General features: G+C 70.9%; 12 protein-coding genes. 7 read left to right on the top strand and 5 right to left on the bottom strand.

Features of this window, described 5'->3' with window-relative positions:
- Positions 1 to 18 precede the first annotated feature (18 nt).
- The 7 genes from E3O50_RS05665 (at position 19) to E3O50_RS05635 (ending at position 8,623) form a co-directional block, all read left to right on the top strand.
- On the top strand, positions 19 to 1,671 hold the full coding sequence (locus E3O50_RS05665; protein WP_134559792.1) for an ABC transporter substrate-binding protein: 1,653 nt from the start codon (positions 19 to 21) through the stop codon (positions 1,669 to 1,671).
- 77 nt (positions 1,672 to 1,748) lie between these two features.
- On the top strand, positions 1,749 to 2,660 hold the full coding sequence (locus tag E3O50_RS05660) for an ABC transporter permease (RefSeq protein ID WP_134448106.1): 912 nt from the start codon (positions 1,749 to 1,751) through the stop codon (positions 2,658 to 2,660).
- Positions 2,657 to 3,553, top strand: coding sequence for an ABC transporter permease (locus E3O50_RS19450; RefSeq protein WP_134447916.1), 897 nt, complete (start codon positions 2,657 to 2,659; stop codon positions 3,551 to 3,553). Before E3O50_RS05660 ends, E3O50_RS19450 begins: the two co-directional genes overlap by 4 nt.
- On the top strand, positions 3,550 to 5,202 hold the full coding sequence (locus E3O50_RS05650; RefSeq protein ID WP_198417053.1) for an ABC transporter ATP-binding protein: 1,653 nt from the start codon (positions 3,550 to 3,552) through the stop codon (positions 5,200 to 5,202). Before E3O50_RS19450 ends, E3O50_RS05650 begins: the two co-directional genes overlap by 4 nt.
- Before the next feature lie 106 nt (positions 5,203 to 5,308).
- Positions 5,309 to 7,891: a valine--tRNA ligase gene (gene valS, locus E3O50_RS05645; protein WP_134559791.1), complete on the top strand. Its 2,583-nt coding sequence runs from the start codon at positions 5,309 to 5,311 to the stop codon at positions 7,889 to 7,891.
- Between the two features lie 10 nt (positions 7,892 to 7,901).
- Positions 7,902 to 8,348: a GNAT family N-acetyltransferase gene (locus tag E3O50_RS05640; protein WP_134447910.1), complete on the top strand. Its 447-nt coding sequence runs from the start codon at positions 7,902 to 7,904 to the stop codon at positions 8,346 to 8,348.
- Positions 8,349 to 8,353: 5 nt separating this feature from the next.
- Entirely contained in the window at positions 8,354 to 8,623 is a 270-nt protein-coding gene (locus tag E3O50_RS05635; RefSeq protein ID WP_134559790.1) for a hypothetical protein, read from the top strand.
- Positions 8,624 to 8,643: 20 nt separating this feature from the next.
- Here E3O50_RS05635 and E3O50_RS05630 read toward each other — a convergent pair whose 3' ends face one another.
- From E3O50_RS05630 to E3O50_RS05610, 5 genes are all read right to left on the bottom strand, one after another.
- On the bottom strand, positions 8,644 to 9,870 hold the full coding sequence (locus E3O50_RS05630) for an MFS transporter (protein WP_198413425.1): 1,227 nt from the start codon (positions 9,868 to 9,870) through the stop codon (positions 8,644 to 8,646).
- Between the two features lie 57 nt (positions 9,871 to 9,927).
- Positions 9,928 to 10,491, bottom strand: coding sequence for a dihydrofolate reductase family protein (locus E3O50_RS05625; RefSeq protein ID WP_134447906.1), 564 nt, complete (start codon positions 10,489 to 10,491; stop codon positions 9,928 to 9,930).
- Positions 10,492 to 10,575: 84 nt separating this feature from the next.
- Positions 10,576 to 11,862: a thiolase family protein gene (locus E3O50_RS05620; RefSeq protein ID WP_241975422.1), complete on the bottom strand. Its 1,287-nt coding sequence runs from the start codon at positions 11,860 to 11,862 to the stop codon at positions 10,576 to 10,578.
- Positions 11,843 to 13,339, bottom strand: a complete 1,497-nt coding sequence (locus tag E3O50_RS19595; protein ID WP_241975421.1) for an AMP-binding protein — start codon at positions 13,337 to 13,339, stop codon at positions 11,843 to 11,845. Before E3O50_RS19595 ends, E3O50_RS05620 begins: the two co-directional genes overlap by 20 nt.
- A gap of 44 nt (positions 13,340 to 13,383) precedes the next feature.
- A complete protein-coding gene (locus tag E3O50_RS05610) occupies positions 13,384 to 14,274 on the bottom strand; it encodes a methyltransferase domain-containing protein (RefSeq protein ID WP_134559786.1) in 891 nt (296 codons plus the stop codon).
- Positions 14,275 to 14,296 lie beyond the last annotated feature (22 nt).

Genomic DNA, 14,296 nt, shown 5'->3' with positions numbered 1-14,296 from the left:
GAGAGAGATTCCTTCCCCATGCCCCCTCTGGTTCACCACTCCCGCGTGCCGCGTTCGCTCGTCGCCGTCGCCACCCTCGCCCTGCTCCTGACCGGGTGTTCCGCATCCCCGCAGGCCACGGAGAGCACCGCTCCCGTCTCCGGCGGCACGCTCAACTACGCCTCCGGCGACGCCGAACCGACGTGCCTCGACCCGCACGTCGGCGGCAACTATCCGCAGGCCCTCGTCGGCACCCAGTTCCTCGAGTCGCTCGTCTCCCGCGACAGCGCGGGCACGATCATCCCGTGGCTCGCGTCGAGCTGGTCGCAGAGCGCCGACGGCCTCGCCTGGGACATCACCCTCCGCGAGAACGTGACCTTCACCGACGGGACGCCCTTCGACGCGGCGGCCGTGCAGGCGAACATCGCGCACGTGCAGGACCCGAAGACGGGATCGTCGACCGGCTACCTCGCCGTGCGGAAGGTGGTGTCCACATCCGTCGTCTCCCCCACCGTGGTGCGCCTGACCCTGAGCGAACCAGACAGTGCCCTGCTCGAGTCACTCAGCCAGCCGTGGCTCGCGATGGAGTCGCCGACGGCGCTCGCCCGCAGCCAGGACGAGAACTGCGCGGCCCCGGTCGGGACCGGTCCGTTCACGGTCGCCTCCTGGGTCAAGCAGGACGCGATCACCCTCGTCAGGAACGACGCGTACACCTCCCCGCCTGCCGACGCCGCCCACACCGGGCCCGCCTACCTCGACTCCATCGTCTGGCGGTTCATCCCCGACTCGGCCTCCCGCTACGCCGCCCTGCAGTCCGGCGCCGTCGACGTGATCGACAACGCCCAGCCGGACACCATCGTGCAGGCCGGGAAGAGCAGCACCATCCGCCACCTCGGCGCGCCCCGGCCTGGCGCATCCAACCGGATCGAGCTGAACTCGGGCAGGGCCCCGTTCAACGACCCGCTCGTGCGCGAGGCCTTCGTCCGTGCCTCCGACGTCGACTCCGCGGTTGCGAGCCTGTTCCAGGGCACGGCGACCCGCTCGTTCTCGGCGCTCTCGAGCATCGAGCCGCTCGGGGTGTCCCGGCCGGACCTGTTCGGCTACGACCCCGAGGCCGCCGCCACCCTTCTCGACGAGGCCGGCTGGACCGGTCGGGACTCCGACGGGTACCGCACGAAGGGCGGCGTGCGCCTGTCCGTCGTCTTCCCGGTGAGCACCAACCAGTCGATCCCGGCGGAGCAGTCCCTGTTCGAGCAGCTGCAGGCGACCGCGAAGGCCGTGGGCTTCGACGTGGTGCTCTCGCCGCTCGACCTGTCGGCCTGGTACACCGCCCTCGGTTCGAACTCCTATGATGCGGTGAGCGCGCCGTACACGAAGGTGGGCCCCGACGTGCTCCGCACCCTCTTCGACTCGGCCGGCATCGTGCCGGCCCCGAGCGGGTACTTCGCCAACCACGCCCAGGTCAACGACCCCGAGGTCGACGCCTGGCTGACCGAGGCCTCCCAGACGGCGGATGCACCCCAGCGCGCCGCACTGTACGCCCAGGCGCAGAACCGTGTCCTCGAGGGCTTCTACGTGCTGCCGCTGTACGACCAGCAGAACCATTACCTGCTCTCCTCCGTCGTCTCGGGCACCCGGGCGATGCCGACGGTGTCGACGCCCACGTTCTACGACGCGTGGCTGAACCGGTAACCGGAGCCCACCCGGCCGGCCTCTCCCGGCCGGCCGTACTGCGGCGCGCCCTGCCGCGTCGAGCCCTGCTGCGAGCGATGGCCCGGCTCGGCGGGGCCGTCCTCGTGCTCTGGCTCGTCGCGACCGTCACCTTCTTCGCGATGCGGCTCGTCCCCGGCGACCCGGCGGAGGCCGTGCTCGGCGGACCGGGATCGCAGACCTCGCCGGAAGCGCTCGCGGCGGTGCGGGCCCAGTACGGCCTCGACCAGCCGCTCCCTGTGCAGTACGTCGCCGAGCTCGGCCGCCTCGTCACGGGCGACCTCGGCCGTTCGTACGCGCTCCGCGTCCCCGTCGCGCCGCTCCTGCTCGGGCAGCTCGGTGGCACCCTGCTTCTCGCCGTGCTCTCCCTGCTGCTCGCGTGGCTGTTCGCGATCGGCCTCGCCCTGTTCTCCACCCGCGCAGGCCGCTGGGGGCGGATGCTCGGTTCCGGCCTCGAAATCGGCGCGGCCGCCCTGCCGCACTTCTGGCTCGCGAGCGCGCTCATCGTGGTGTTCAGCAGCTGGCTCGGCGTGCTGCCGCCGGTCAGCACCCCAGGCCCTGCCGGACTCGTGCTGCCCGTGCTGACCCTCGCCATCCCGCTCGCCGGTTTCCTCGGCCAGCTCATGCGGGAGTCGATGCTCACGGCGCTCGAAGCCCCGTTCGTCGTCTCCGCGCGGGCCAGGGGGGAAAGTGAGGGCGGCATCCGCCGGGTGCACGTGCTGCGGCACGCGAGCCTGCCCGGGATCAGCCTCTCCGGCTGGGCGTTCGGTTCGCTGATCAGCGGGGCCGTCGTCGTCGAGACGATCTTCGCCAGGCCGGGACTCGGCCGCACCCTGCTGAACGCCGTCACGGTGCGGGACGTGCCTGTCGTGATCGGTGTCGTGCTGTTCGTCGCCGCCGCTTACATCCTGATGACCCTTCTGACCGATGTCGCCCAGCGGATCGCCGACCCGAGGCTGCGGCGCGCATGAGCGACCTCGAGATCCAGGCCGGCCTCGCCGGGGCTGCGGCGCGGCGCCAGACGGGAAGGGGCCTCGGCACGAGGTTCGGCACGCGGTTCGGCGGTCGGGTCGGCCTCACCGAGGTCCTCGCCGCCGGTTTTGTGCTGTTCCTGCTCCTTGCCGCCTTCGCACCCGGCCTCGTGGCGCCGGGAGACCCGCTCGCGATCGACCCGCGCGCGGCGTTCCAGCCCCCCTCGTCGGCGCACTGGTTCGGCACGGACGAATCCGGGCGCGACGTCTACACCCGGGTCAGCCACGGCACCGGGGGCTCGCTCCAGATCGGCGTGGCGGCGACACTGATCGGCCTCGGCCTCGGGGCCGTGCTCGGGATCATCGCCGGCATGCTCGGTTCGATCGTGGACTTCACCGTGAACCGACTGCTCGAGGTCATGTTCGCGTTCCCCGGCCTGTTGCTCGCCCTGCTGTTCATCATGGTCTTCGGGCCGGGGCCGGCGACGGCGACCCTCGCCGTCGGTCTCGCGACCGCGCCCGGCTACGCACGCATCATCCGCGCCCAGCTCGTCTCCGTGCGATCCTCGGCCTTCGTCGAGGCCGCGACCGTTCTCGGTCGCAGCCGCACCCGGATCCTCGTGCGGCACATCCTCCCGAACACGCTCGCACCGCTCCTCGTGCTCGGCACCCTGGGCATCGGCCAGGCCATCATCTGGGCGGCGGCGCTCAGCTACCTCGGCCTCGGCGCCAAACCGCCCGCCGCGGAATGGGGCGCGATGCTCTCGGCCGGGCGCACCTACCTGAACACCGCCGTCTGGATGAGTTTCTTCCCCGGACTCTTCGTCGTGCTCACCGCGATCTCCGCGACCGTTCTCGGGCGCGCGATCGAGCGACGGCTGAGGCACGCGTGACGGGGGCGCGGGCGGATGCCGGCGCGCCGGCCCTGCTGGTCCGCGGGCTGAGCGTCGGTTTCGGAAGTACACCCGGACGGGATCCCCTTGTCGACGACGTGTCGTTGGAGGTCGCTCCCGGGGAATGCCTCGCGATCGTCGGCGAATCCGGTTCGGGGAAGAGCCTCACGGCGCGCAGCCTGCTCGGCCTGGCCGGGACCGGATCGTGGCTGCACGCCGACGAGCTGAGCGTCGGCGGGACATCCGTGTTCGGTCTGAGCGAGAACGCCTGGCGGCGGAGGCGCGGCAGGGACGTGGGACTCGTGCTCCAGGACGCGCTCGTGTCGCTCGACCCGCTGCGGCCGATCGGGCGCGAGATCGGTGACACTCTGCGGCTGCACACGAACCTCTCTGCGGCCGCGCGGGCTCGCCGGGTGCTCGAGCTCCTCGCCGAGGTCTGGCTTCCCGACGGCGAGCTCCGGGCCGGCCAGCGTTCCGGTGAACTCTCCGGCGGCCAGCGCCAACGCGCCCTGATCGCATCGGCGATCGCGCTGCGGCCGCCCCTGCTCATCGCCGACGAACCGACGACGGCCCTCGACGTGACCGTGCAGGCCAGGATCCTCGACCTGTTCGAGGCTCTGCTGAACGCAGGGACGGCCCTCGTGCTGATCAGCCACGACCTCGCCGTCGTCAGCCGGATCGCCGACCGCGTCGCGGTGATGAGCGGCGGCCGGATCGTCGAGACCGGCACGACCCGCGCGCTCCTCGACGACCCTCGGCACGACGAGACCCGGCGGATGATCGCCGCGGTCCCGGCCGGGCAGCCCCGAGGAGCCCGGCTCTCGGCGCAGGACCGGCCGAACCGGCCGGCACCCGGTGTCGTTCCTGGGGCCGTTCCTGCTGCCGTTCCCGCGGTCGCCGATCGCGTCGTGCTCGAGGCTTCCGGGCTCGTCAAGAGCTTCCGGATGCCCGACCGGAGCCGGCTGTTCGCCGTCAACGACGTGTCCTTCACGCTCGACCGCGGCACGACGCTCGGCATCGTCGGTGAGTCCGGTTCGGGCAAGACCACGCTGGCCCGGCTGCTGCTCGCGCTCGAGTCCCCGGACGCCGGCGAGGTCCGGGTGCTCGGCGAGACCTGGACCGGGATCACCGAACGCGCCCGCCGACCGATGCGACCGGCGCTCGGCGCCGTCTACCAGGACGCCCTGGCCTCCTTCGACCCGCGGCTCACCGTCGGCGCCGTCCTCCGCGACGCCGCCGGTGCCGCGGACCGGTCGGTCGAGCTCCTCGACCGGGTCGGGCTCGGCGCGGCCGTGCTCGGCCGCCGCCCGCTCGAGCTCTCCGGCGGCCAACGACAGCGGGTCGGCATCGCGCGCGCCCTCGCGAAGCGGCCGCAGGTCCTGATCTGCGACGAACCGGTGTCCGCGCTCGACATGACCGTGCAGGCCCAGGTGCTCGACCTCCTCGACGAGCTGCAGCGCGACCTCGGCCTGAGTCTCGTGTTCATCTCGCACGACCTCGGCGTCGTGCAGCACGTCAGCGACCGGATCGTCGTCATCGAGAACGGATCGGTCGTCGAGACCGGCCCGACGGAGCAGGTCTTCGCCGCGCCGGCGCATCCGTACACCCGGCGCCTGCTCGACGCCGTGCCGCGCCTGCCCGCCCCCTGACCCCCCCCCGAATCGCCGGTGAACGGGGCATCGGGTAGGTTGGGTTAGGCCAATATTCAGGCACCTCACCGCAGACACGGTGCCGCAGACAGTGAATCGGAGAACCATGACGATCCCGAACGTTCCGGACAAGCCAGCCCTCGAGGGCCTCGAGAACAAATGGGGCGGCACCTGGGACACCGAGGGCACGTACCGCTTCGACCGCGACTCCGCGACCAGGGCGAACATCTTCTCCATCGACACTCCCCCGCCGACCGCGTCCGGCTCACTGCACATCGGCCACGTGTTTTCGTACACGCACACCGACGTCGTCGCCCGCTTCCAGCGGATGCGCGGCCGCGACGTGTTCTACCCGATGGGCTGGGACGACAACGGCCTGCCGACCGAACGCCGGGTGCAGAACTACTACGGCGTGCGCTGCGACCCGTCGCTGCCGTATGCCCCCGACTTCACCGCGCCCTTCGAGGGCGGCGACGGCAAGAGCACCAAGGCCGCCGACCAGGTCCCGATCAGCCGCCGCAACTTCATCGAACTCTGTGAACGCCTCACCCTCGAAGACGAGAAGCAGTTCGAAGCGCTCTGGCGCGACCTCGGCCTGAGCGTCGACTGGACCCAGACCTACCGCACGATCGGTTCTCACTCGATCGCATCCTCCCAGCTCGCCTTCCTCGGCAACGTCGCCCGCGGCGAGGCCTACCAGGCCATGGCGCCGACCCTCTGGGACGTCACCTTCCGCACGGCCGTCGCGCAGGCCGAGCTCGAGGACAAGGACATGCCCGCCGCGTACCACCGGGTCTCCTTCCGCAAGCCCGACGGTTCCACGATCGAGATCGAGACCACCCGGCCCGAGTTGCTGCCGGCCTGCGTGGCCCTCGTCGCGCATCCGGACGACGAGCGCTACAAGCACCTCTTCGGCACGACCGTGCGCACCCCGCTCTTCGACGTCGAAGTTCCTATCCTCGCCCACCACCTCGCCCAGAAGGACAAGGGCAGCGGCATCGCGATGATCTGCACCTTCGGCGACGTGACCGACGTGGTCTGGTGGCGGGAACTCGACCTGCCGAACCGCGCGATCATGGGCTTCGACGGCCGCATCATCGCCGAGGCGCCCGAGGTCATCACGAGCGAAGCCGGAATCGCCGCGTATGCCGAGCTCGCCGGAAAGACCGTTTTCTCGGCCAAGCAGGCCGTCGTCGCCCTTCTCACGGCGAGCGGCGACATGATCGGCGAACCGAAGCCGATCGTGCACCCGGTCAAGTTCTTCGAGAAGGGCGACAAGCCCCTCGAGATCGTGTCGACCCGCCAGTGGTACATCCGTAACGGAGCGCGCGACGAGGCACTCCGGTCCCGCCTGCTCTCGCACGGCGCCGACCTGCAGTGGCACCCCGAATTCATGAAGGTCCGCTACGACAACTGGGTCAACGGCCTCACCGGCGACTGGCTCGTCTCCCGCCAGCGCTTCTTCGGAGTTCCGCTTCCGGTCTGGTACCCGCTGGATGCCGACGCGAACCCGGTCTTCGACCAGCCGATCGTCGCCACCCGCGACCAGCTCCCGGTCGACCCCTCTTCCGACACCGCGCCGGGGTACGCAAGCACCCAGCGCGGCCAGGCCGGCGGTTTCGTCGGCGAGGTCGACGTGATGGATACCTGGGCGACGTCCTCGCTCACCCCGCAGCTCGCCGGCGGCTGGGAGCGCGACCCACAGCTCTTCGATCTCGTCTACCCGTACTCGCTCCGCCCGCAGGGCCAGGACATCATCCGCACCTGGCTGTTCTCCACCCTGCTCCGCGCCGAACTCGAGGACGGCCGGTCCCCGTGGAAGCACGCGGCCCTGTCCGGGTTCATCGTCGACCCCGACCGCAAGAAGATGTCGAAGTCCAAGGGCAACGTCGTCACCCCCGCCGACATGCTCGTGCAGCACGGTTCGGATGCCGTGCGCTACTGGGCCGCCTCCTCGCGCCTCGGCACCGACGCGGCCTTCGACCCCAAGAACCCGACGCAGATCAAGATCGGCCGTCGCCTCGCGATCAAGATCCTGAACGCGTCGAAGTTCATCCTCGGCTTCGACGGGGCAGCGGACGCCGCGATCACCGAGCCCCTCGACCGCAGCATGATCGCCCGCCTCACGAGTGTCGTCGCCCAGGCGACGACCGCGTTCGACAGCTACGACCACGCCCGCGCCCTCGAGGTCACCGAGAGCTTCTTCTGGACGTTCTGCGACGACCACCTCGAGCTCGTCAAGGAACGCGCGTACGGCGAAGCCGGCGCCGGGCAGGCCTCGGCCGTCGCGGCGCTCCGCACCGCACTGTCGACCCTGCTCCGTCTGTTCGCCCCGTTCGTGCCGTTCGCGACCGAAGAGGCGTGGTCCTGGTCCAACGAGGGATCCGTGCACCGGGCCGCCTGGCCCGTCGCGGCAGACCTCGCCGCAGGTTCAGGGGGGAACCCCGCACTGCTCGAGCTGTCCAGTCGCGCGCTCACCGGCATCCGGCGCGGAAAGACGGATGCGAAAGCGTCCCAGAAAACCGACGTCGCATCTGCTGTAATTAGCGGTACGGCTGCAGAGGTTGCCCTGCTCGCGCAGGCTGCCGCAGATCTGCAGGCTGTCGGCCGGATCTCGGAATTGGTTTTTGTCGAAGGCGGCGAGTTGGCAGTCACGGAAATCGTGCTCGCCACGGTGTCGGAGAGTTAGGGAGAACCAGATGGCTATTCACGTACGAGCATTGGGCGACAAGGACTTTTTCGCCTGGCTGGGCCTCTTCGAGGGCTACAGCGAGTTCTACAAGAGCGAACTGACCGATGAGAAGGCCCTCCGCGTCTGGAGCTGGATCATCGATCGGAACCACGTGCTGAACGGCGCGGTCGCAGTCAGTGACGACGGCGACTTCGTGGGCTTCGCGCACTACCGGGAGGTGCCGAACACGCTCAGCGCCACCCGCGGTCTCTTCATCGACGACCTGTTCGTCGTGCCGGAGCACCGTACGGGCGGCGTCGGCCGTTCGCTGATCGAGTTCGCCAAGGACTACGCGGCCGAGCACAAGCTCACGACCGTGCAGTGGATCACCGCAGCGGACAACGAGACCGCCCAGCGTCTCTACGACGACGTCGGCACCCGCACCGACTGGGTCACCTACGAGATCGAGCTCTGAGCCCGATGCAGCTGGGAACCCGCTGGTCGTTCGGCGGCACGGCGCCGTCCGGTCTGCCCGAGGTCGTCCTCCTCGCGGTCAGCACGGTCGAGCAGGACCTCACTGTCGCCCCGAAGGACGGTACGGATTCGTGGCGTTGGACGCTGACCTGGCTCGAGGCCAAGCCGGTGATCGAGCTCGATGACGGCACCGTCATCCGCTACAACGCGGTCGACGACAGCGCAACGATCACGCAGCCCTCGATCGAGGTCGAGGACGACGAGGACTGGATCTAGACCCGGAGGTCCCGCGGGTATCAGTCGCGCGGGATTACCGGTTCCGTCGCGCCCGGCCGGTCCGGTCCCGCCGAGAGGGCGAGACGGATCATCGCGGCGGCGCCCAGGATGGGACCGGGCACCAGGACCAGCAGGGCGTACTGCCAGCCCACGAGTCCGGCGAGCACCGGGACGACCTGGATCGTGACGACTGTGATCAGGAAGCCGATGGCCGTCTGGACGGTCAATGCCGTGCCCACGTAGCGCGGATCGGCGGACTCGCTGAGCGAAGTGGAGAAGACGCCGGAATCGGCGATGACGGATGCGCCCCACACCGCCAGGACGATGACGAGGGTCACCGGCGCCGCAGTGAAGAACAGCGGAGAGGCGAGGGCACAGCTGCCGCTGACGATCAGGGCTCCGGCACCCGCAGTACCGCGACCGTATCGGTCGGCCGCCCACCCGCCCAGCAGGGCGCCGGACGCACCGGCCACCCCGATCACGAGAAAGATGACGAGTGTGTCCCAGGCCGCCACGGACTCTCCCGCCGCCGACCGGCCGGCGCGAACGAAGGCGGGCAGCCAGGTCCAGAGCGCGAACAACTCCCACATGTGGCCGAAGTAGCCGAAATTGGCCAGGCGAGAACGTCTGTCCCTGAACATGTCCACGGCGTACCGCGGGTTGATCGGGGCGCTCCCGGACGAACCGTGCGGGCCCGACCGGATCAGGAGCGCCGCAACGACCGCGGCGACGGCGGCGAGAACCGCGGAGACGTTCATCACGTCCCGCCACGCCAGATCGGGCAGTCCGCGGACGAGGTGCGGCAGTGCTGAGCCGAGGGTCAGGGCCGCGATCATCAGGCCGAAGGCCCGCCCCCTGGCCAGGGACGGCGCCCAGGACGCCGTGAGTTTCATCCCGACCGGGTACACGCCCGCCAGCAGCGCACCGGTCAGGAAGCGCGGGAGGAGCGCCGTCGCGAGGTCCGTCGCCGTCGCGGTGAACGCGAGAATGCACCCGGCGGTGCCCAGCGCGCACCCAGCCATCAACAGCTGGGGCGGTATCCGGTCCGCCGCGTTCAGGACCGCGGACAGGACGGCGCCGACCACGAAACCGAGCTGCACGGATGCCGTCAGCCAGACCGCGTCGACCGTCGAGATATTCCACTCCAGCCTGAGCGCAGGAACGACCGCGGACGCGGAGAACCAGGCGGACATGGCCAGGACCTGGACAAGCGCGATCAGCAGCCGCTGGCGCTTCTGCCGGGTCACGACCGGTCGCCCGCCCCCGGATCCCGGCGGCAGGGGCCGGGCCGCCGGGCCCGCGGATCAGGCCTGCGGCACGACATACCGCAGGTACACCATTCCGTTTCGGAATCGTCGTTCACCCCGGAGCTCGAGCGGCATCCTCAGGTGCTCCGGCAGGAACCGGGTGCCGCCGCCGACGATGATCGGCGTCACGAAACGGTGGATCTCATCGACAACGCCCGCCTTGAGCGCGTGCGCGGCGAGCCCAGGACCGCCGATGGACACGCTCAGCCTGCTGTCCGCGACGAGGCTGCGTACCTCGGCGGCGTCGAAGGAGCGCTCGATGCGCGTCCGCGTCGTCGTGACCGCCGCGAGGTTGTGCGAGTAGACGACCTTTTCGGCGGCCTGCCAGATATCGGTGTACTCCCGCACCACGTCGGGCGGATCGACGAGTTCTCTCGCGGTCTCCCAGAACGCCATCGTCTCGTACATCCTGCGTCCGTACAGGTAGGTGCCGATCTTGCGTTCGAGGGCGTTGATGAAGGCGTGCACCTCCTCGTCGGGCGTCGCCCAGTCGAAATCACCGGCGGCATCCGCTGTGTACCCGTCGAGCGACGTGATGCCCGAGTAGATCAGCCTGGCCATGTGTCCTCCCGTCGCCCGTGCGTCTGCAGCTTCATACTGGCCTGCCCTGTCGCCCAGCGGAAGAGCCCTCAGACGAACGAACCCCTAGCCGGGCGCGCCCTCCCAGCGGAAGAGCGCCGCGAGCCCGAGACCGCCGGCGATGCTGACCATGGCGAGGGCGTGCGCCCCCTTCGGGGCATCCGCCCCCTTCGGGGAATCCGCCCCCTCGACACCGTCGGCGCGGGACTGTGCCAGAAGCCGCAGCACGATCAGGGCACCGGATGCGCCGAACGGGTGCCCGAGGGCGAGCGCGCCGCCCTGCCGGTTGGCTCTGTCCTCCGGCACGTCGATCAGGTCGAGGGAGGCGAGCACCTGGGCCGCGAAGGCTTCGACGATCTCGACGCGAGCGAGGGCCTCGGCAGGGATGCCCGTGCGCGCGAGCAGGGACCTGCCTGCCTCGCCGCCGCCGGCACCGAGCAGGTTGGGGTCGGTTCCGGCCGGGACGGCGTCGACGAAGGTGAGGAAGCCGGGGCTGCCCGTTCCGGCCTGGAATGAGCCTCTCGCCAGGAGGTCCATCGCGCGGGCCCTGCTCGTGACGAGCACGACCACGGCGCCGTCGGCGTCTGCGCAGGAATTGCCGGCCGTGACCGTTCCGCCCGGGCGGAAGGCCGCTGGGAAGCGGCGGAGCAGGGCAGCGTCGAGCTTCGGGCGGGGGCCTTCGTCGGCCGTGACGCGTCCGCCCGTCCCGTCGATGCCGGCGATCCCGACGATCTCTGCCTCGAACGCTCCCGCACCCGCGGCGGCGACGGCGAGACGGTGGCTGCGGGCGGCGAAGGCGTCCTGGCGTTCCCTGCCGATTCCGAAGTGCGCGGCCACGTTCTCGGCGGCGACGCCCATGTCGGGGTCGCCGACCGAATCCGGCGCGAACCGGACGCGATCGAAGAAGTCCGGCTCCCCCGGCGCCGAACTCACGCGGTGCGCGCGGAGGGGCGCGGTGCTGCAGCTCTCGACACCGCCGGCCAGGTAGAGGCTGCCGGCGCCCGCGGCGACGAGGCGGCAGGCGAGCACGATCGCCTCCAGCCCGGACCCGCACTGCCGGTCGACGGTCAGGCCTGGCACGCTCACCGGGAATCCGGCCTCGAGCAGCGCGAGGCGGGCGAGGTTCCCGCCGCCGCCCGTGGCGTTCCCGATGATCACGTCGTCGATGTGCGCGGGATCGAGGCCGAGGTCGGCGACGACCGCGGAGAGCACGGGGGCGAGCAGCCGGTCGGCGGTGATCAGGGACAGGGCTCCGCCGCTTCGCCCGAAGGCCGTGCGACGACCCCAGAGGATGACGGGCTCGCGTTCGGCGGCAGGAGCCGCGGCGGTGTGCTCAGTCGAGGCGCTCGACACGGGGGTCTCCTTCGGTGATCCAGTCGGCAAGCAGGCGCCGGCTGACCTTGCCCGCCCGGGTGACGGGCAGGTCCGTGATCCGGTAATAGGCGCGCGGGCGTTTCGGCGGGGCGAGGCCGGTCGCGGCCGTCCGCAGGTCGGCGAGGGTGAACGCCCCAGCGCCGGGGTCGGGTGCCTCGAGGAGCGCGGCGACGAGCAGCGTACCGCGCCGGGCATCCGCGAGGCCGGTCACAACGACCTGTGCTCCGGCCCCGCCTGCAGCGGAGCCGCCGAGGCCGGTGAGGAGGGTCGCCTCGACCTCCTGCGGGTAGACGTTGTGACCGGAGGTGACGATCATGTCGGCCCGGCGGCCCTCGAAGTGCAGTTCGCCGGCGTCGTCGAGATGGCCCTGGTCGCCGACCGTGCACCACTCGCCGGTCTGGTCAGCAGCGACGCGGGCGAACGCCGTGCCGTCGTCGCCCCAGGCGTAGCCTGCGCTGACCAGGCGGCTGCGCACGACGATGGTCCCGGTGGCTCCGGGGGCGGATGCCCGGCCCGCGTCATCGAGGACGCGCACGTCGACGCCGGGGAACGGCCGGCCGACGGCCGTCGGCGACTCGGTCCGGTCCTCACCGGGACGGAGTCGCCTGGCGGTGACGAAGCTCAGTTCCGCGGCGCCGTAATAGTCGAAGACCGTGGCTCGGGGCGCCCAGTTCCGGACACTCGCGAGAGTGGCGGCGTCGAGCCGGGCGCCCGCGCTGACGATCGCGGTGAGCGCGCCTCCGTCCACGCCGGCGATCAAACCCCGCTCGGCGAGCATTCGGAGCGCGGTCGGGACGGCGACGATGCGGGTCACGCCGGCGTGTGCCACGGAGTCGAGGGCATCGCCGACGTCGAAGTGCGGCAGGGTGTGGAACGCAGCCCCCGCGTAGAGGGTCTCGGCGAGGGCGTAGAGCGTCAGGCTCGCCGACAGCGGTCCGGGGGCGAGGACCCGGTCGTCGGCGCGGAGGTCGAACAAGGCGGAACTCGCTGCGAAGGCCCGCTGCCAGGAGTCCCTGCCGCGGGTGAAAGCCTTGGGCAGCGCGGTGGTGCCCGAGGTGAAGCCGTAGAGGAAGACCGAATCCGCTGGCCCGTCGCGGAGGCCGGCTGGCGCCGGTGGCGTCGTCGGCGCCCGCGATGAAGACGCCGGTAGCGGCGTCGGGCCGGCCTCGCGCAGCATCCGCTCGATCGCCGTGCGCTGCAGGGCCGGCCAGTCCGGGTCGAGCACGGCGACAGTACCCACGCCCGCGACCGCGGCGACGAAGTCCACGACGAAGTCGAGACCGTTCGGCAGGCAGAGCACGGTCGGGCCGCCGGACGACTCCCCCGCCAGTTCGCGGGCGCGGCGGCTCGACCGGACCTGGAGTTCGGCGTAGCTGAGCCGGTCCGCACCGATCGTGACGGCGTTCGCGTCCGGCTGCAGGGCGGCCCAGTGCTGGAGGCGGTCGAGGAAGGGCACGCTCGAGTCTACTTTTCCTGAGGTCCCCTGCTCGGTGACAAAAGCTACTTGACCGCGATGATCTCGCCGTGCGGCATGCCGAACCAGCCATCGGGGTCGCCTGCCCACTGCCGCCAGGCTGCGGACATGGCGCGCAGGTCGGTGAGGTCGGCGGCCCCGGATTCGATCGCGTGCGCGGCGAAATCGGACTCGGTCGCGCGCAGGGCCCAGGATTCCCCCCACCAGTCGCGCTCGGCATCCGTGGCGAAGCACCAGATGGACGCACTGCTCGTCACCGCGTCGAAGCCGGCAAGCCTGGCCCAGGCCTTGAGCGCGCGGCCGGCGTCTGGATCACCTCCGTTCCAGTAGTGCACCGCACGGTAGGCGGTCATCCAGGACTGGAGGCCGGGGAGCTTGGGGTACCAGGCCACGCCGCCGTAGTCGACATCGCGGGCGGCGAGGATGCCGCCCGGTTTCAGCACGCGGCGGAGTTCCCTCAGGGCGGCGACCGGGTTGGCCAGGTGCTGAAGCACCTGGTGCGCGTGCACGAGGTCGAAGCTGTCGTCCGCGACGTCGAGGGCATAGACATCGCCGACCCGGAAGGCGACGTTGGGCACACCCTCGTCGACGGCGAGCCCGGCCGCCTGGGCGACGATCGCAGCGGAGGCGTCGACGCCGGTGACCGTGCCCGGAGAAACCCGGCGCGCGAGGTCGACCGTGATCGTGCCAGGCCCGCAGCCGACATCGAGGACCCTCAGCCCCGGCGTAAGGTGCGGGATCAGGTACGCGGCCGAGTTCAGGACGGTACGCCAGGTGTGCGAGCGGAGCACGCTCTCGTGGTGCCCGTGCGTATAGGTGTCGCGGATCGCCTCGCCGTGCGGGGCGATCTCGACGCGGTCGGCGTCCCTGTTTTCCGGCTGGGAGTGTGCGGGCTCGCGTGTTTGCTCGGCGGTCATGCTGACAGCCTAGGACCTGTAC

Source organism: Cryobacterium sp. MDB1-18-1 (genome assembly GCF_004402735.1).
In the GTDB taxonomy this organism is placed as follows: Bacteria; Actinomycetota; Actinomycetes; order Actinomycetales; family Microbacteriaceae; genus Cryobacterium; species Cryobacterium glucosi.
Note: the sequence above shows the minus strand (reverse complement) of the source record. Positions and strands in the feature narration are given on the sequence as shown.

Coding starts and splice junctions, on each gene's coding strand:
- E3O50_RS05660 (WP_134448106.1), top strand. CDS start 1,749: ATGGCCCGGCTCGGCGGGGCCGTCCTCGTGCTCTGGCTCGTCGCGACC.
- E3O50_RS05665 (WP_134559792.1), top strand. CDS start 19: ATGCCCCCTCTGGTTCACCACTCCCGCGTGCCGCGTTCGCTCGTCGCC.
- E3O50_RS19450 (WP_134447916.1), top strand. CDS start 2,657: ATGAGCGACCTCGAGATCCAGGCCGGCCTCGCCGGGGCTGCGGCGCGG.
- E3O50_RS05625 (WP_134447906.1), bottom strand. CDS start 10,491: ATGGCCAGGCTGATCTACTCGGGCATCACGTCGCTCGACGGGTACACA.
- E3O50_RS05640 (WP_134447910.1), top strand. CDS start 7,902: ATGGCTATTCACGTACGAGCATTGGGCGACAAGGACTTTTTCGCCTGG.
- valS (WP_134559791.1), top strand. CDS start 5,309: ATGACGATCCCGAACGTTCCGGACAAGCCAGCCCTCGAGGGCCTCGAG.
- E3O50_RS05610 (WP_134559786.1), bottom strand. CDS start 14,274: ATGACCGCCGAGCAAACACGCGAGCCCGCACACTCCCAGCCGGAAAAC.
- E3O50_RS05635 (WP_134559790.1), top strand. CDS start 8,354: ATGCAGCTGGGAACCCGCTGGTCGTTCGGCGGCACGGCGCCGTCCGGT.